An 18007-nucleotide genomic window follows, 5' to 3' on the forward strand; every position below is an offset into this window, starting at 1 on the left:
TCTGAAAAACTTCAGGCACCACGAAAAACGCCGCAGCGCTCAAAGAGCCTGCGGCGTTTTTTACTGCTCAGCCTCAATCAGACTGTATGCAGATACCAGTTGTACTCAAGGTCGGAGATGGAGTGTTCGAACTCCTCCAGCTCGCTCTCTTTACAGGCCACGAAGATATCGATGTATTTCGGGTCGATGTACTTGGCCATGACGGCGCTGTCGTCCAGCTCACGCAATGCATCGCGCAGGTTGTTCGGCAGGCTTTGCTCATGCTGCTCGTAGGAGTTGCCTTCTACCGGCGCGCCTGGCTCGATCTTGTTGACGAGGCCGTGATGCACGCCTGCCAGCACGGAAGCCATGAGCAGGTACGGGTTGGCATCGGCACCGGCCACGCGGTGTTCGATACGCACGGCATCGGCTGTGCCCGTGGGAACCCGAATGGCAACGGTACGGTTGTCCAGGCCCCAGGTTGGCGAGTTGGGCACGTAGAACTGGGCACCGAACCGGCGATACGAGTTGACGTTCGGGCACAGGAACGCCATCTGCGCCGGCAGGGTCTCGAGCACACCGCCGATCGCATGACGTAATGCGGCGTTCTGCTCGGGATCCTCGCTGGTGAAGATATTCTTGCCATCGCGATCCAGGATCGAGATGTGGACGTGCAGACCATTACCCGCCTGACCCGGATAGGGCTTGGCCATGAAGGTCGTGTCCATTTCGTGGTCGTAGGCGATGTTCTTGATCAGACGCTTGAGCAGTACGGCGTAGTCGCACGCCTTGATGGCGTCGGCCACGTGGTGCAGGTTCACTTCGAACTGGGCCGGGGCGCTTTCCTTGACGATGGCGTCAGCCGGAATGCCCTGCTCTTTCGCACCTTCCAGAATGTCCTGAAGGCAATCGACGTATTCGTCGAGGTCGTCGATCAGGTAGACCTGTGTCGAATGCGGTCGTTTGCCGGAGATCGGCGAGCGCGGAGGCTGTGGACGGCCGTTCACGTTCTCCTGATCGATCAGGTAGAACTCCAGCTCGAATGCGGCGCAGATGGTCAGGCCCATTTCGTCGAACTTGGCGACGACCTGGCGCAGCACCTCACGCGGGTCGGCGAAGAACGGGTCGCCTTCGAGTTCGTGCATGGTCATCAGCAGTTGCGCGGTAGGGCGCTTTTGCCACGGCTCGTTGCACAGGGTGTCGGGGATTGGATAGCAGATTCGGTCAGCATCACCGATGTCCAGGCCCAGGCCGGTGCTTTCCACCGTAGAGCCATTGATATCCAGAGCAAATAAAGAGGCTGGCAGGTTGATGCCTTTCTCGTAAACCTTATGGAGGCTGGTGCGTTCGATGCGTTTGCCACGCACCACACCATTCATATCTGCAATAAGAAGGTCAACGTACAGAACCTCAGGATGTTCCTTAAGGAACGCGTTCGCTTCATTAAGCTGAACGGCACGCGGGGGTACCGACATGATGCAACACCTTTGTTGTTAAAAATATCAATCATCAATGATTACGGGTCTCAGTCAATCCGAAAGCCATGATGAAGTCAATAGAGCCTTTATGTGCCCTAAAAATGCTCCAAAAAGCCGTTTTTGCTGCTATTTGGGGCATTTTTTCGGGCCTTCGGCTGCCTTGGAATATGCGCCAGGACTGCCTGTCTTCTATTTTTAACGGATTGTTGTATAAAAAAATGAACAAGGCTAAGCTCGATCGCAACCCATAAAGCAATAATACCGGGGGTTCAATGCTGCGCCTTCCCTTGACCGGCATGACCAGGTCCAATCCGCAGAACGGTCATCATGCCGGTGATATCAGTGCTCATGGTGCGCCATCGCTGATGATGAGGGCACCCGGACTGCCATTGCGCGTTACCCGTTTCATTCTCAATACTGGACACTACCACTATAGCGGCCTCGTCAGTGTGACGGCGGCTGTGTGGAATTGTGCCCGTGCAGGTGTCACCTTACGCCTTCTTGGCTCCTTAAACGAGTTGTACACCATGACGCCGATGCGTCGAAAAAACGCCTGATCGCGATCAGGACACCAAAACCCTGAGGTATTTATGAGTACCAACCTCGACCAGCTCACCGATTGGTTGAAAGAACACAAGATCACCGAAGTCGAATGCATGATGTCCGACCTCACCGGGATCACCCGCGGCAAGATCTCCCCGACCAACAAATTCATCGCTGAAAAAGGCATGCGCCTGCCTGAAAGCGTGTTGTTGCAGACGGTCACCGGCGACTACGTAGAAGACGATATCTACTACGAGCTGCTGGACCCGGCCGACATCGACATGATCTGCCGCCCCGACCAGAACGCGGTGTATCTGGTGCCTTGGGCCATCGAGCCCACTGCGCAGGTGATTCACGATACCTACGACAAGCAGGGCAACCCCATCGAGCTGTCGCCGCGCAACGTCCTCAAGAAAGTCCTCAAACTCTATGCTGACCAAGGCTGGCAGCCTATCGTGGCGCCGGAGATGGAGTTCTACCTGACCAAGCGTAGCGACGACCCGGACTATCCGCTGCAGCCTCCGGTCGGCCGCTCGGGACGTCCTGAAACCGGCCGCCAGTCATTCTCCATCGAAGCAGCCAACGAATTCGATCCGCTGTTCGAAGACGTCTACGACTGGTGCGAGCTGCAGAACCTGGACCTGGACACGCTGATCCACGAAGACGGCACTGCGCAGATGGAGATCAACTTCCGTCATGGCGACGCACTGTCGCTGGCCGACCAGATTCTGGTGTTCAAGCGCACCATGCGCGAAGCGGCGCTCAAGCATGACGTCGCAGCAACGTTCATGGCCAAGCCCATGACCGGCGAGCCCGGCAGCGCCATGCACCTGCACCAGAGCATCATCGATATCGAGACCGGCCAGAACATCTTCTCCAACGAAGACGGGACGATGAGCGAGCTGTTCCTCAACCATGTCGGCGGCCTGCAGAAATTCATTCCTGAACTGCTGCCCCTGTTCGCACCCAACGTTAACTCGTTCCGACGCTTTCTGCCGGACACCTCCGCGCCCGTGAACGTGGAATGGGGTGAAGAGAACCGTACTGTCGGCCTGCGTGTGCCGGATGCCGGGCCGCAGAATCGCCGGGTGGAAAACCGCCTGCCGGGCGCTGACGCCAATCCGTACCTGGCCATTGCCGCCAGCCTGCTGTGCGGTTTCATCGGCATGGTCGAAGGTATCAACCCGAGCGCGCCGGTGGTGGGGCGCGGTTACGAGCGCCGCAACCTGCGCCTGCCGCTGACCATCGAGGATGCGCTGGAGCGGATGGAAAACAGCAAGACCATCGAAAAGTACCTGGGCAAGAAATTCATCATTGGCTACGTCGCGGTCAAGCGTGCCGAGCATGAGAATTTCAAACGCGTGATCAGCTCCTGGGAGCGTGAGTTCCTGCTGTTCGCCGTCTGACCCGGCGGGGCGTCGCCGCATGAGACGGCGACGTCCCGCTTACTGACCTGATTAAAAGGAAGTGCTGCATGAGTGCCAACCACAACCCGCAAACCCTCGAATGGCAAGCCTTGAGCAGCGAGCATCACCTGGCACCGTTCAGCGACTACAAACAACTGAAAGAGAACGGCCCGCGCATCATTACCCGCGCTGACGGCGTTTATCTGTGGGACAGCGAAGGCAATCGCATTCTGGACGGCATGTCCGGCCTGTGGTGCGTGGCTATCGGCTATGGCCGCGAGGAACTGGCCGATGCTGCCAGCAAACAGATGCGCGAGCTGCCTTACTACAACCTGTTTTTCCAGACCGCCCACCCGCCGGTGCTGGAGCTGGCCAAAGCGATTTCCGACATTGCGCCTGAAGGCATGAACCATGTGTTCTTCACCGGCTCCGGTTCCGAAGGCAATGACACCATGCTGCGCATGGTTCGTCATTACTGGGCGCTCAAGGGCCAGCCGAACAAGAAGACCATTATCAGCCGCATCAACGGTTATCACGGCTCCACCGTCGCGGGCGCGAGCCTGGGCGGCATGACCTACATGCACGAGCAGGGTGATCTGCCGATTCCCGGCATCGCCCATATCCCGCAGCCGTACTGGTTTGGCGAGGGTGGCGACATGACGCCGGACGAGTTCGGCGTATGGGCAGCCGAACAGCTGGAAAAGAAGATTCTGGAGCTGGGTGTCGATAACGTCGGTGCGTTCATTGCCGAGCCGATTCAGGGCGCGGGTGGCGTGATCGTGCCACCTGACACTTACTGGCCGAAGATCAAGGAGATCCTGTCGCGCTACGACATCCTGTTTGTCGCCGACGAAGTGATCTGTGGTTTCGGGCGCACCAGTGAGTGGTTCGGTAGCGATTTCTACGGCCTCAAGCCGGACATGATGACCATCGCCAAGGGGCTGACCTCAGGCTACGTGCCCATGGGCGGTCTGGTGGTGCGCAATGAAATCGTGGCAATACTCAATGAGGGCGGCGATTTCAACCACGGTTTCACCTATTCGGGTCACCCCGTGGCCGCTGCCGTGGCGCTGGAGAACATTCGCATTTTGCGCGAAGAAAAGATCGTCGAACGGGTCAAGTCTGAAACGGCACCATATTTGCAAAAGCGTCTGCGCGAGTTGAGTGATCATCCATTGGTAGGGGAAGTGCGTGGCGTCGGCCTGCTGGGCGCTATCGAGCTGGTGAAGAACAAAGCGACGCGCGAGCGATACACGGACAAGGGCGCAGGCATGATCTGTCGAACCTTCTGCTTCGACAATGGCCTGATCATGCGGGCCGTGGGCGACACCATGATCATCGCGCCACCGCTGGTGATCACGTTCGAGCAGATTGATGAGCTGGTAGAGAAGGCTCGCAAATGCCTGGACCTGACCCTGGCGGCACTGGAGGGCTGAACCGTGGCGGCGGACGGTCCACGCCATGGGCGTTTGTTGAGTGGAATAAGGGTGTTCGACAGGTGTCGGCTTGAAAGCCTGCCCATGAACTTGCCAGACTAATGGCTACAAGCCGCTAATCTAATCGGTCAGTGATAAAAAACATTGGAGCTACGCATGAAAAAATTTGGCAAGACCCTTCTCGCCCTGTCCATGATGGGCGTTGTGGCCACCGCTGCGCAGGCCGATGACAAAGTGCTGCACGTCTATAACTGGTCCGATTACATCGCGCCGGACACCGTTGCCAAGTTCGAGAAGGAGTCGGGCATCAAGGTGGTCTACGACGTTTTCGACAGCAACGAGACGCTCGAAGCCAAATTGCTGGCCGGCAAGTCCGGTTACGACATCGTTGTCCCGTCCAACAACTTCCTCGCCAAGCAGATCAAGGCTGGCGTCTATCAGGAGCTGGACAAGTCCAAGCTGCCTGACTGGAAGAACCTGAACGAATCGCTGCTCAAGGCAGTGTCGGTCAGCGACCCGGGCAACAAGCACGCCTTCCCGTACATGTGGGGCTCGATCGGCATTGGTATCAACCCGGAAAAGGTCAAGGCTGCGCTGGGCGCCGATGCACCGGTGAATTCCTGGGACCTGCTGTTCAAGCCCGAGAACGCGGCAAAGCTGAAGTCGTGCGGCATCAGCTTCCTCGATTCGCCAACCGAAATGCTGCCGATTGCCCTGCATTACCTGGGTTACCCGACCGACTCGCAGGACAAGAAGCAACTGGCTGAAGCCGAAGCGCTGTTCATGAAGATCCGTCCATCGATCGGCTACTTCCACTCGTCCAAGTACATCTCGGACCTGGCCAACGGCAACATCTGCGTCGCAGTGGGCTATTCGGGTGATATCTACCAGGCCAAATCCCGTGCTGAAGAAGCGGGCGGCAAGGTCAAGGTTGCCTACAACATTCCGAAGGAAGGTGCTGGCAGCTTCTACGACATGGTCGCCATTCCCAAGGATGCCGAAAACGTCGAAGGCGCCTACAAGTTCATGACCTTCCTGATGAAGCCGGAAATCATGGCCGAGATCACCAACGCGGTGCGCTTCCCGAACGGCAACGCAGCGGCCACGCCTCTGGTCGACAAGGCAATCACCAGCGATCCGGGCGTCTACCCGCCTGCGGACGTACAGGCCAAACTGTATGCCATCGCAGATCTGCCTGCCGCGACTCAGCGGATCATGACCCGCAGCTGGACCAAGATCAAATCAGGTAAATAAGCCTGTCATGAAACCTGTGGAAGCTGCGTAGCCCTCGGCGCGCAGCTTCCAACAGACAGGAAAATTGCCGAAAACTTTGCTGGTTGGACTCATAGACGGTAAGTTGCGCGCCGGTTTTGTCGTCCGGATGCCATCCGGCTTTCAGGCCTCTCTGTTAAAAGGATTCATGTTGTGTCTATTTCTAATCTTTCCAAAGCCTTGCTGGTGACTGCCGGGCTGACACTGGCAGCCAGTGCTCAGGCCGAATCCACCGTGCATATTTATAATTGGTCCGATTACATCGGCAAGACCACGCTGGCGGACTTCGAAGCGGCGACCGGCATCAAGCCGATGTACGACGTGTTCGACTCCAACGAAACCCTGGAAGCCAAGCTGCTGGCCGGTCGCACCGGCTATGACGTGGTGGTGCCGTCCAACCATTTCCTCGGCAAGCAGATCAAGGCGGGCGCGTTCCAGAAACTCGACAAGTCGCTGCTGCCCAACTACAAGAACCTCGACCCGGCGCTGCTCAAGCGTCTGGAGAAGAACGATCCCGGCAATCAGTACGCCGTGCCTTACCTGTGGGGCACCAACGGCATCGGTTACAACGTCGAGAAGGTCAAAGCGGCGCTGGGCGTCGACAAGATCGATTCCTGGTCGGTGCTGTTCGAGCCTGAAAACATCAAAAAGCTGTCCAGCTGTGGCGTAGCGTTCCTCGACTCTGCGGACGAAATGCTGCCAGCCATGCTCAACTACCTCGGGCTTGATCCCAACAGCACCAAGGAAGCCGACTACAAGAAGGCCGAAGCCAAACTCATGGCGATTCGTCCTTACGTGACTTACTTCCATTCCTCCAAATACATCACAGACCTGGCCAACGGCGACATCTGTGTCGCGGCCGGTTTCTCGGGCGATGTGTTCCAGGCCAAGGCCCGCGCCGAAGAAGCAGGCAAAGGCGTGAAGCTTGCGTACAGCATCCCGAAAGAGGGCGGCAACCTGTGGTTCGACATGCTGGCGATTCCGGCTGACTCGAAAAACGTCAAGGCCGCCAGCGCCTTCATCAACTACCTGCTCGACCCCAAGGTGATCGCTCAGGTCAGCGATGAAGTCGGCTACGCCAATCCCACCCCGGCCTCGGGTGAGTTCATGGATCAGGCGATCCGCACCGACGAAGCGGTTTACCCGCCTCAGGAAGTGCTGGACCGGCTGTTCGTGAACAGCGAGTTGCCACCCAAGGTGCAACGTCTGATGACCCGCAGCTGGACCAAGGTCAAGTCGGGCAAATAACAATCCAGCGCCCGGCCGTTTTGGCCGGGCTGCCTATCATGTTGGGAGTTTCACCCATGGCAGTTGCCTCCGGCGCCTACAAGAAAGCCCTCGAAGGCGGTCAGCAACCCAAACAGGTGCTGGTCAAGATCGATCGCGTCACGAAAAAATTCGACGAGACGATTGCTGTGGACGACGTGTCCCTGCAAATCAACAAGGGTGAGATCTTCGCCCTGCTCGGCGGATCGGGCTCCGGCAAGTCCACACTGCTGCGCATGCTGGCAGGCTTCGAACGTCCAACCGAGGGTCGTATCTACCTCGACGGCGTCGACATCACCGACATGCCGCCGTACGAACGTCCGATCAACATGATGTTCCAGTCCTACGCGCTGTTTCCGCACATGACCGTGGCCGACAACATCGCCTTCGGCCTCAAGCAGGACAAACTGGCCAAGTCGGAGATCGACGCCCGCGTGGCCGAAATGCTCAAGCTGGTGCAGATGACCCAGTACGCCAAGCGCAAGCCGCATCAGCTTTCCGGTGGTCAGCGTCAGCGTGTGGCCCTGGCCCGCTCGCTGGCCAAGAAGCCCAAGCTGCTGCTGCTCGACGAGCCCATGGGCGCGCTGGACAAGAAACTGCGTTCGCAGATGCAACTGGAGCTGGTGGAAATCATCGAGCGCGTGGGCGTGACCTGCGTGATGGTGACCCACGATCAGGAAGAGGCCATGACCATGGCCGAGCGTATCGCGATCATGCACCTGGGCTGGATCGCCCAGATCGGCAGCCCGATCGACATCTACGAGACCCCGACCAGCCGTCTGGTGTGTGAATTCATCGGCAGCGTCAACCTGTTCGAAGGCGAAGTGATCGAGGACATGGAAGGCCACGCGCTGATCCGCAGCCCGGAGCTGGAGCGCAATATCTACGTTGGCCACGGCGTGAGTACGTCCGTGGAAGACAAGAGCATCACCTACGCACTGCGTCCGGAAAAACTGCTGGTCACCACCGAGCAGCCGGGCTTCGAGTACAACTGGTCGCGCGGCAAGGTCCACGACATCGCTTACCTGGGCGGTCATTCGGTGTTCTACGTTGAATTGCCCGGCGGCAAGCTGGTGCAGTCCTTTGTGGCCAACGCCGAGCGTCAGGGCGCGCGTCCGACCTGGGGCGATGAAGTCTACGTGTGGTGGGAAGACGACAGCGGCGTGGTACTGCGCTCATGAAAATCCGCAAGATCAAGCGCGCCTTCGAGCGCATCAAGCCCAACGGCCGACAGATCGTCATCGGTGTGCCGTTCCTCTGGCTGTTTCTGTTCTTTGCGCTGCCGTTTCTGATTGTCATCAAGATCAGCTTCGCCGAAGCCGACGTCGCGATCCCGCCGTACACCGAGATCTTCAGCTACGCCGAAGAGAAGTTGCAGTTGGTGCTCAACCTCGCCAATTACACCTTGCTGACCGGCGATGACCTGTACGTTTCGGCCTACCTGGGTTCGCTGAAAATGGCGTTCATCAGCACGCTGCTGTGCCTGCTGATCGGCTACCCGATGGCCTACGCCATCGCCAATGCGCGCAAGGACATCCAGACCGTTCTGTTACTGCTGATCATGATGCCGACCTGGACCGCGATCCTGATCCGCGTCTATGCCTGGATGGGCATTCTCAGCAACAACGGCCTGCTCAATGCGTTCCTGATGTGGCTGGGCCTGATCGACCAGCCGTTGCAGATACTCAACACCAATCTGGCGGTGTACATCGGCGTGGTGTATTCCTATCTGCCGTTCATGATCCTGCCGCTGTACGCCAACCTCGTGAAGCACGACACCAGCCTGCTGGAAGCCGCGTCCGACCTGGGGTCGAGCACTTTCAACAGTTTCTGGAAAATCACCGTGCCGCTGTCCAAGAACGGCGTGATCGCCGGCTGCATGCTGGTCTTCATCCCGGTAGTCGGCGAGTTCGTGATCCCCGAACTGCTGGGCGGACCGGAAACCCTGATGATCGGCCGTGTGCTGTGGCAGGAATTCTTCAACAACCGTGACTGGCCCGTGGCTTCGGCGCTGGCGGTCATCATGCTGCTGGTGCTCATTGTGCCGATCATCCTGTTCAACCGCAGTCAGGCCAAAGAACTGGAGGGCAAGGCATGAAGACCTTTCGATTCTCGAACCTGGTGTTGATACTCGGCCTGCTGTTCATCTATGCACCGATGGTCATTCTGGTCATCTACTCGTTCAACGCTTCGCAACTAGTGACCGTCTGGGGCGGCTGGTCGGTGAAGTGGTACGTGGGCCTGCTGGACAACTCGCAGCTGATGGGCTCGGTGATGCGCTCGCTGGAAATCGCCTGCTACACCGCCATCGCGGCGGTGGCGCTGGGCACGATGGCAGCGTTCGTGCTCACCCGCATCACACGTTTCAAGGGCCGGACCTTCTTCGGCGGGCTGGTCACGGCGCCGCTGGTGATGCCGGAAGTGATCACCGGTCTGTCGTTGTTGCTGCTGTTCGTGGCGATGGCGCAGTTGATCGGCTGGCCGCAGGAACGCGGCATCGTGACCATCTGGATCGCGCACACCACGTTCTGTGCGGCCTACGTGGCGGTGGTGGTGTCGGCGCGCCTGCGCGAGCTGGACCTGTCGATCGAAGAGGCGGCGATGGATCTGGGTGCGCGTCCCTGGAAAGTCTTCTTCCTGATCACCATCCCGATGATCGCGCCATCGCTGGCGGCGGGCGGCATGATGTCGTTTGCGCTGTCGCTGGACGACCTGGTGCTGGCCAGCTTCGTCTCCGGTCCTGGCTCGACGACCCTGCCGATGGAAGTGTTCTCGGCCGTGCGACTGGGCGTCAAGCCCGAGATCAATGCGGTGGCGAGCCTGATTCTGCTGGCCGTGTCGCTGGCGACCTTTCTGGTCTGGTTCTTCACACGCCGCGCGGAAAACAACCGCAAACGCGCGATCCAGCAAGCCATCGAGGAAAGTGCTGCCGACGCCTGGAAACAACCCGACCCACGCCGCGCTCCGGCGGCGTGATGGGCAAGGCTGCTGTCTGCCCTGTCTCGCGGCAATAAGGGACTCATGGGAGGCGGCTTGCCGGCGATGGGATCATTTCAGTCACAGGTCAGTGCCTGGGAAACCGAGTCGCCGGCAAGCCGCCTCCCACAAACTGGCGTCCAGTCAGTCAGCGCATGTTGTTGACCATGATCGGCGCCACGCTTCAGCGTGAAAACGCCTCTGAAGACGCTCGGCGTCATGTACGCGGTCAGGGTCTTCTGTCACCGCTCCGGCACAAGCCTTAACACCCCTTCGGTATGCTCGGCCACGTCCTGTTCGCTGAAGTGCTGCTTCATGTATTCGCCGTTGATGTAGGCCTTGGCCTGATCCGAGTAGTGCTTGTCGAACGGCACGCCGCTCTGACCGACGGGGTTAATGCCCATGCTGTCGGCGGGGGCGGCGAAGTCGATCAGGCGGCGGGTCGAGGGGCCGTAGTTCACGGGCCAGGGTGCAGGACGAATGCTGGATGACAGGTTGTTCGGCACCTCATGCGTACCCGGCGCGGGATAAGGGCCGACGTTCAGGACTTTATCCAGTGGCTTCTGCGAGCCCAGCGGATGGCCTTGGGTCAGGGTATGCGCTCTGCCCCAGACCCATTCGTCCGGGTTGTTGCCGTACAGGGATTTGAGGTGCGAAACGCTGGCGCGCCAAGCCACCTTGACGGTATTGGCGCGGCTTTCCTCGTGAGGCGAGTTGCGGTTGTTCCACCAGGGCGAATCGGCATCGGCGGCCAGGCGCGGCAGGGCCATGTCCAGCGACCGTGTTGTCAACAGCGTCTGGAACAGGTCATCGCCCAGTTCGTCGTGGAAGGTTTCTTCGGTGATGTCGAACAGGAACTGGTTGAACAGCGTTGCACCGACCGAATCCAGCGAATATTCACCGTTCCAGCTGGCCATCCGTTCCACCAGTGCCCGTTCTTCGGGGTCGCTGACCACGCTGCGCAGCACCGGAATCAGCGGTCGGAGGATGCTCGGCGCGTAGTCGGTCCGTGTGCCCAGTTGCAGCTGCTTGCTGGCCTCCAGGTCCCACTTGACCGAAGCGTCGCTCAACTGACGATCAAGCTGCTGGCCGCGCTCCGGAGGGTTGTAGTAACCCGGAATCTGCATACCGGTAGGCGAGAGCGGCTGGAAGTTGGCAGACACGATGTAGCCACGTGCCGGATTCTCTTCCTGCGGGTTGGCGCTGAAGGGATAGAAACCCAGCTTGTCGGCCTGCGCCGTGCTGCCATCAAGGATGTAGGTCGGGTTGACGCCTTCCGGGCGGATCGGCAATTGCGCCGTTGCCCACCAGCCGATGTCACCCTTGGCGTTGGCCCAGACGATGTTCAGGCCGGGCGCCTGGATCTTTGCGGCCGCATTGCGCATCTTTTCGCGTGTATCGGCTCGGTTGGCTTCGTAAAAACCATCCAGCACCGGGTTTTCAGAGACCAGGAACGACCACCACATGGCGATGGGCACTTTTCCTGCATTTTTGCCCATCGCGTCGTTGACGATAGGCCCATGAGGCGATTCCAGAAGGCTCAGCGTGACAGGCGCTTCGCCCTTGACCGCAATCTGCTGCTCGGTGCGAGTCATCTCGACCCACTGATTGTGATACCAGACCTGATTGGGGTTTTCGGGATTGGTCTTTTCGGCAATCAAGTCCATGTCGTCGTTCTGGAACATGGTCAGGCTCCAGCCGAAGTTCATGTTGTGGCCCAGAAACGCAAACGGGTTCAGCGGCTGAAAATGCCCGTACAGTTCAAAACCCGGGGCCGACAGTTGCGCTTCGTACCAGGCCGCAGGCACCGAGAAGCGAATGTGCGGGTCGCCCGCCAGAATGGGTTTACCGCTTTGCGTGCGGCTGCCGGAAATCGCCCAGGCATTGCTGCCTTCGAACTGCGGCAGACCGGCCTGTTCGAACGCTTCGTTGCTCAGCTTCGCCAGCGCGCCGAGGCCTTTCCAGTCCGCACCGGTTAGCGCGGGTTTCTGGCCCAGTACGCCGTCCGGGTGCCAGTCCAGATCGAACACCTTCAGGTACTGCGACCCCAGCTGGTCGCGTACATAAGTCATCAAAGGCTCGGTGCGCAGTGCCGAGGCAAAGCTGTAGGCCAGATAGCCGCCGATACTGAGGGTGTCTTCCGCGCTGAAAGGCCGCTTGGGGATGCCCAGTGCGTCGGACTCCATCGGTCTTGCATGGGTGTCCTGATACTGGTTAATGCCGTCGATGTAGGCTTCCAGGGCCTTCCACATCGGCGTGTTCCTGTCCTGACGCGCTATATAGGCTGCTGCGTGCTCACGGATGCGCAGGCTGCGGAACAGTTTGTCGGTCTCGATCAGGTTCGGCCCTAGGATCTCGGCCAGCTCGCCACGTGCCAGACGCCTTATCATCTCCATCTGAAACAGCCGGTCCTGAGCCTGTACATACCCCAGAGTCCGGTAAAGGTCCGCTTCGTTTTCGGCACGTATATGAGGCACACCGCGCTCGTCGTAGCGCACGCTGACCGGCGCCTGCAGATGGCTCAGGGCAATTTCGCCGTCACGCACCGGCTGCTTGCTGTGGATATACCAGCCTGCGCCACTTGCAACGACGGCGATGATGATGGCAAGAACGATCAGGCTGCGTTTCATCCGGGTCCTCAATGGGTGGCGTATTGCGGGGATGAAGGCTACCGTTTTGACTCAGGGCTGGGTAGTGAAGATACCAGGCAGATACAATGCGTGAATTTTGTGAAAGACATTTGACGGTGTCAGCCGATCTGGCTTGCCAGGCCTGGGCAGACAGAAGACTATCCCTGCATCATCTGCTCGCGGCGCTCGCCCGAAACTGGAAAACCCATGTCCGTTACGTTCGACCCCGATAATCTGCGCGCCAGCCTGTTGCCACTGGGCATCATCGATCCGCTTTCGCCGGACGGACAGGCGTACCAGCGCTTTTATGGCCTTGGCGGGCTGGGCGGGGAGAATGTCATTCGCAGCTGGCTGGGTCGGCTGGATGTCGCGGGATACGAGATCGTCGGGCAGGTGTGGATGCCTGAAAACGCCGTCGCGACGCTGTTTCTGTTCCACGGTTTCTATGACCATATGGGCCTGTACCGGCACGTGATCGAGTGGGCGCTGGGGCAGGGTTTTGCGGTGATCTCCTGCGACCTGCCGGGGCACGGACTTTCCAGCGGCAGCCGCGCGAGCATCAACGATTTCGCAGAATATCAGGCCGTGCTTCAGCAACTGTTGCTGGAAGCGCAGGCACTCAGGCTGCCGCAACCCTGGCACCTGTGCGGCCAGAGCACCGGCGGTGCCATCGTAATCGATCATCTGCTCAATCAGGGCACTGACAGCCCCGCGCAAGGGCAGGTCATTCTCCTGTCGCCACTGGTGCGGCCGCGTGCCTGGGGCTGGTCGCGGCTCAGTTACCACCTGCTCAAGCCCTTCGTGACCGGCATCGCCCGGCGCTTTACCGAAAACTCCAACGCACCGGCCTTCCTGCCGTTCCTGTTGGCCGACCCGTTGCAGCCCAACCGGCTGCCGACCGCCTGGGTCGGTGCGCTGGCGAAATGGATCGTGCGTATCGAAAGCGCGCCACGCAGCAAGCGCAGCCCGTTGATCATTCAGGGGGAGGCAGACATGACGGTGGACTGGCTGCATAACCTGAACGTTCTGAAGGACAAATTCAGCGAACCGCAGATCCTCATGCTCGGCCCCGCTCGCCATCACCTGGCCAACGAACTGCCGGAGCTGCGTGCGCGGTACTTCGATTTTCTGGCGGCGCGACTGCGTTAAGGCTTGCGGAGAGTGGGGGCCAGTCGACGGCCAGCGTCACAGTCGTGATCAGGCCAGGCTTTGATAACGACCGCAGGCTTACTGCGCGGGATTCAAACTCGACGTACTTTGTCCGACCGCAAGCCCTGCGCGGATCGCGGCGAGTGCCGCCTGATAATACGCCTGACCTTCCGGCGATTCGGCGAAGGTTGAAAACTCTTCAAGCTCCGGGTCGGACAACTCGCGATAGACGTACAGCAACGTGTTGTTCAGGTCGGCACTGATCTGCGCCATCAGGCGCTCGCGCTGGCCTTCGAGCATGCCTTGCGCCTGACCGCCGCCCAACAGGCCAGGAATCATCTGGCTCAAGCTGTCGGCGGCCACACCGGCGATGGCGAGGCTGACTTCGGCACCGGCCTGCTTGGCGGGCAGCGCTTGCGCCAGATGGCCGATCAACAGTTGGCGGGTGGCGTCGGCTTCGATGTGTGGCAGCCCTTCGGCGTGCTTGGCCAGTTGATCGGCGCGGGTCGCGGTCAGTTCGGCATTGACGATCTTGCGACCCAGAGGCGACTGGAAGAATTGCAGCGAGGGATTGGGGTCCTTCAGGCTTTCACGCAGGCGACGTGCGGCACGCTGATCCATGGCCTGCGGCGCAAAACGTTGATTGCTGTTATTGACCAGCGCCTGAAAAACCGCAGGTGGCAGGTTGTCCCGGTAGCGCTGCTGCGCAGCTTTCAAAGCATCGTTGAAGTGCGCACGCTGGTCCGGCCAGCCTGCAGCCTTGTACAACTGGTCATAGCTGTCCGCCCAGGCAGGCGCAGTGCACAACATCAACAACAAAACAAACAAACGGCGCATTAGGGACTCCTGTCGGCAGGTCGCTATTCTCCGGGTGTTACCGGGGACTTGTCGAGTTATCACTGCCCTTGCGCAGCGAAATCTACCGCATATGACGCACCACATACGCGCCTCTGTCGGATTTCAGGGCTTATGGATATGATGCGCCGCATGCGCATACCCTCCGATCACCCGCTGCTGCTACGAATCGTCGACGACCTGGCCGAAAACGGCTGGTCGCAGCAGAATATTTTCCTGCCCGCCAGTCTGACCCTCGAACTCGAACAAGAGTGCCGCAAGCGTGCTGCCGAAGGTGAACTGGAGCCAGCCGGTATAGGCCGGGGGCTTGCGCATGAGGTGCGCGAGGGGATTCGCGGCGACCGCATCCAGTGGCTGGAGGCCGGTCAGGCAGACTGCTGCGACAGCTATCTGGAACTGATGGACAGTCTGCGTCTTGCACTCAACCGCGGTCTGTTTCTGGGGCTTGAGGATTACGAAAGCCATTTCGCCCAGTATCCGCCCGGCGCTTTCTATCTGCGTCATGTGGACCGTTTCCGCGATGACGACAAACGGATGGTGTCTGCGGTGCTGTACCTCAATAACGCCTGGCTGCCTGAACATGGCGGCCAGTTGCGCATGTACCTGAAGGGAGAGGTTGCGTATGACGTGCAGCCTACGGGCGGTTGCCTGGTCGTGTTTCTTTCCGGCGAAATCCCACATGAAGTGCTGCCCGCAACCCGGGACAGGCTGTCACTGACCGGCTGGTTCCGGCGTCGTGGCGACGAGGTTTTTCCGTAGTCGCGCCCCGAATGCAGCCGCGCCCGGATTCATGAAAACTGTTTCATCAAGTCGTTCAGCTGTTTTCACGTGGCTCGGGCTATCGTTGCACAGCCCGACATCACGTCGATCACGTCTGGAGAAATCATGAAGTCGCTATTTTCTGGGGCTGTCGTTGCGAGCGTTCTGCTGGGCGCTTCGATGCTGGTCAGCGCTGCCGACATCCCGCGCACTGCATCGGCGGCGGGAGCCGAGGTCTACATCATCTCGCCGAAGGATGGTGAGACCGTCACCTCGCCCTTCAAAGTGCAGTTCGGCCTCAAAGGCATGGGCGTCGCGCCTGCCGGTGTGGATGTTCCAGAAACCGGGCACCATCACCTGCTGATTGACGTGAAAGACCAGCCCGCGATGGATGCGCCGTTGCCTATGACTGACAACATCCGTCATTTCGGCAAGGGCCAGACCGAAACCGAAGTGAACCTGCCGCCCGGCCAGCACACCCTGCAACTGCTGGTCGGTGACAAGAGCCACATCCCGCTGAACCCGAGCGTCGAGTCGAAGAAGATCACCATCAATGTGAAGTGACGCGCAATTCACCGGGTTGTGGGAGGCGGCCCATTGCTGCCGTCGTCACTGCAAGAACTCTCACGCCCTGCGGGCAGAAGCGGGTTTCAGCCGCCTGAAGGTCTGGCGTTCAGCCAAACACCAGCCCTGACGAGCGCAGCAGCTCCTGTGTGTAGGGCTGCTGCGGGGCGGCAAAGATCTCTCGCGACGGGCCTTGTTCGACCACCTTGCCGTCCTTGATCACGATCAGGTCATGCGCCAGGGCATGTACCACCGCCAGGTCATGGCTGATAAAGAGATAGGTCAGTCCGTGACGAATCTGCAGATCACGCAGCAGCGCGACGATCTGTTTCTGCACGGTGCGGTCCAGCGCCGAGGTCGGCTCGTCCAGCAGGATCAGGTCCGGTTCCAGCACCAGCGCGCGTGCAATGGAAATGCGCTGGCGCTGGCCGCCGGAAAACTCATGCGGGTAACGATGCCGACTGGCCGGGTCCAGCCCGACTTCGCCCAGCACCCTGATCACCGTTTCCTCCCGTTCCCTGGGCGTGCCGATGTTGTGAGTGACCAATCCCTCGGCGATGATCTGCGCCACCGTCATGCGCGGACTCAGGCTGCCGAACGGGTCCTGAAACACCACCTGCAACTGGCGCCGCAACGGACGCATCAGGTGCTGGCTGTGCAGACTCAGTTCCTTGGTGCCGAAACGGATACTGCCTTCGGCGTCGACCAGCCGCAGGATGGCCTGGCCCAGCGTGGACTTCCCCGATCCCGATTCGCCGACGATGCCCAGCGTCTTGCCCTTGAGCAGTTCGAAACTCACGCCATCCACAGCCTTCACATACTGCTGCTCGCGGCTGAACCAGGACTTCGCCAACGGAAACCAGACTTTCAGGTCCAGCACCGACAGCAACGTGTTGCTGTGCGTTGAAGGCACCGGCTCGCCGTCGGGCTCGGCGTTGATCAGCAACTGGCTGTAAGGGTGCTGCGGGCTATTGAACAGTGTCTCGCAGTCGGCCTGCTCGACGATCTCGCCTTCGCGCATCACGCAGACCCGCTGCGCAATGCGACGCACCAGATTAAGGTCATGGCTGATCAGCAACAGCGACATGTTCAGCCGCTGTTGCAGGGACTTGAGCAGTTCGAGGATTTTCACCTGCACCGTCACGTCCAGCGCCGTGGTCGGTTCGTCGGCGATCAACAGGTCAGGCTCGTTCGCCAGCGCCATGGCGATCATGATGCGCTGGCGCTGCCCGCCAGACAGCTGATGCGGATACGCATTGAGGCGCGACAGCGGATCCCGGATGCCCACCAGTTCCAGCAGCTCGAGGGTGCGATTGCGCGCCGCCTTGCCTTTCAGGCCCTTGTGGGTGACGAGGATTTCACCGATCTGTTTCTCGACCGTGTGCAGCGGGTTCAGCGAGCTCATCGGCTCTTGAAAGATCATCGCCACCCGATTGCCGCGCAGGCTGCGCAGCTGTTTGTCGCTGGCGCTGACCAGATCCAGTCCGTCATAGCGAATCGAGCCCTGGGTGCTGACCGTCTTGCCCGGCAACAGGCGCAGGATCGAATGCGCGGTCACCGACTTGCCCGAGCCGGATTCGCCGACCAGCGCCAGGCACTCGCCGCGCCGGATGTCGAGGCTGACGCCATGCACCACTTCATGGCCGTTGAAGGCGACGTGCAGGTCGCGTATTTCAATCAGGTTATCGTGCATG

The 18007-nt window shown here is 59.8% G+C and carries 14 protein-coding genes; 10 read left to right on the forward strand and 4 right to left on the reverse strand.

Annotation, left to right across the window (positions count from 1 at the left end):
- Nucleotides 1–77: 77 nt before the first annotated feature.
- Nucleotides 78–1454: a glutamine synthetase family protein gene (locus tag JTJ32_RS10580; RefSeq protein ID WP_029243588.1), complete on the reverse strand. Its 1377-nt coding sequence runs from the start codon at nt 1452–1454 to the stop codon at nt 78–80.
- 593 nt (nt 1455–2047) lie between these two features.
- Between JTJ32_RS10580 and JTJ32_RS10585 the strand changes: the two genes are divergently transcribed.
- From JTJ32_RS10585 to JTJ32_RS10615, 7 genes are all read left to right on the forward strand, one after another.
- Nucleotides 2048–3406, forward strand: a complete 1359-nt coding sequence (locus tag JTJ32_RS10585) for a glutamine synthetase family protein (RefSeq protein ID WP_184322344.1) — start codon at nt 2048–2050, stop codon at nt 3404–3406.
- A 68-nt stretch (nt 3407–3474) separates the two neighbouring features.
- Nucleotides 3475–4842, forward strand: coding sequence for an aspartate aminotransferase family protein (locus JTJ32_RS10590; protein WP_099228815.1), 1368 nt, complete (start codon nt 3475–3477; stop codon nt 4840–4842).
- A 156-nt stretch (nt 4843–4998) separates the two neighbouring features.
- Entirely contained in the window at nt 4999–6096 is a 1098-nt protein-coding gene (locus JTJ32_RS10595) for a polyamine ABC transporter substrate-binding protein (protein WP_004880509.1), read from the forward strand.
- 171 nt (nt 6097–6267) lie between these two features.
- Nucleotides 6268–7362 carry a polyamine ABC transporter substrate-binding protein gene (locus JTJ32_RS10600; protein WP_099228814.1) on the forward strand — a complete coding sequence of 365 codons (1095 nt, stop codon included), beginning with the start codon at nt 6268–6270 and terminating at the stop codon, nt 7360–7362.
- Nucleotides 7363–7418: 56 nt separating this feature from the next.
- A complete protein-coding gene (potA, locus tag JTJ32_RS10605) occupies nt 7419–8561 on the forward strand; it encodes a polyamine ABC transporter ATP-binding protein (RefSeq protein ID WP_099228813.1) in 1143 nt (380 codons plus the stop codon).
- Complete coding sequence (locus JTJ32_RS10610; protein WP_099228812.1) at nt 8558–9478, forward strand: ABC transporter permease subunit; 921 nt, start codon at nt 8558–8560, stop codon at nt 9476–9478. The genes potA and JTJ32_RS10610 overlap by 4 nt, the downstream gene beginning before the upstream one ends.
- Complete coding sequence (locus tag JTJ32_RS10615) at nt 9475–10356, forward strand: ABC transporter permease subunit (protein ID WP_099228811.1); 882 nt, start codon at nt 9475–9477, stop codon at nt 10354–10356. Before JTJ32_RS10610 ends, JTJ32_RS10615 begins: the two co-directional genes overlap by 4 nt.
- Nucleotides 10357–10598: 242 nt before the next feature.
- Here JTJ32_RS10615 and JTJ32_RS10620 read toward each other — a convergent pair whose 3' ends face one another.
- Nucleotides 10599–12986, reverse strand: coding sequence for a penicillin acylase family protein (locus JTJ32_RS10620; protein ID WP_210041971.1), 2388 nt, complete (start codon nt 12984–12986; stop codon nt 10599–10601).
- Nucleotides 12987–13193: 207 nt separating this feature from the next.
- Between JTJ32_RS10620 and JTJ32_RS10625 the strand changes: the two genes are divergently transcribed.
- Nucleotides 13194–14135, forward strand: coding sequence for a phospholipase BipL (locus tag JTJ32_RS10625; RefSeq protein WP_210041972.1), 942 nt, complete (start codon nt 13194–13196; stop codon nt 14133–14135).
- A gap of 78 nt (nt 14136–14213) precedes the next feature.
- Here the strand turns inward: JTJ32_RS10625 and JTJ32_RS10630 are convergent, their stop codons facing one another.
- Entirely contained in the window at nt 14214–14972 is a 759-nt protein-coding gene (locus JTJ32_RS10630; RefSeq protein ID WP_099228807.1) for a DUF2059 domain-containing protein, read from the reverse strand.
- 141 nt (nt 14973–15113) lie between these two features.
- On the opposite strand from JTJ32_RS10630, the gene JTJ32_RS10635 reads away from it, so the two are divergent.
- Together JTJ32_RS10635 and JTJ32_RS10640 are read left to right on the forward strand one after the other, a co-directional pair.
- Nucleotides 15114–15749: a 2OG-Fe(II) oxygenase gene (locus tag JTJ32_RS10635; RefSeq protein ID WP_180274360.1), complete on the forward strand. Its 636-nt coding sequence runs from the start codon at nt 15114–15116 to the stop codon at nt 15747–15749.
- Nucleotides 15750–15875: 126 nt separating this feature from the next.
- Nucleotides 15876–16313 (forward strand): DUF4399 domain-containing protein, encoded by a 438-nt coding sequence (locus JTJ32_RS10640; RefSeq protein WP_210041973.1) that lies wholly within the window; start codon nt 15876–15878, stop codon nt 16311–16313.
- Nucleotides 16314–16422: 109 nt separating this feature from the next.
- Here JTJ32_RS10640 and JTJ32_RS10645 read toward each other — a convergent pair whose 3' ends face one another.
- Nucleotides 16423–18006, reverse strand: coding sequence for an ABC transporter ATP-binding protein (locus JTJ32_RS10645; protein WP_210041974.1), 1584 nt, complete (start codon nt 18004–18006; stop codon nt 16423–16425).
- Nucleotide 18007 lies beyond the last annotated feature (1 nt).

Source organism: Pseudomonas alliivorans, assembly GCF_017826695.1.
GTDB classification, from domain to species: domain Bacteria; phylum Pseudomonadota; class Gammaproteobacteria; order Pseudomonadales; family Pseudomonadaceae; genus Aquipseudomonas; species Aquipseudomonas alliivorans.